Annotated in this window: 1 protein-coding gene; it reads right to left on the reverse strand. The window is 64.1% G+C overall.

From position 1 onward, the window contains the following. Window positions 1–340, reverse strand: a 340-nt coding sequence (locus ACX4ZE_RS23260) for a beta-ketoacyl synthase N-terminal-like domain-containing protein (protein WP_480275603.1), incomplete at both ends; no start/stop codon positions are given.

Raw genomic sequence — 340 nt, forward strand, 5'->3', positions numbered from 1 at the left:
ATACCCGCGTACTCGATCGCCTCCCACGCCGTCTCCAACAACAACCGCTGCTGCGGATCCATCGCCAACGCCTCACGCGGCGAAATACCGAAGAACTCCGCATCGAACTCCGCCGCATCATGCAAAAACCCACCCGCACGCGCATACGACCGACCCAACCGATCCGGATCCGGATCGAACAACCCCGCCAGATCCCACCCACGATCAACCGGAAAACCCGACACCCCATCCCCACCCGAAACCACCAGATCCCACAACCCATCCGGCGAAGACACCCCACCCGGCAACCGACACGCCATGCCCACAATCGCAATCGGCTCCCGCGCCGCGGCCACCTGCC

The sequence above is a fragment of the Nocardia sp. TBRC8007 genome (assembly GCF_056629435.1).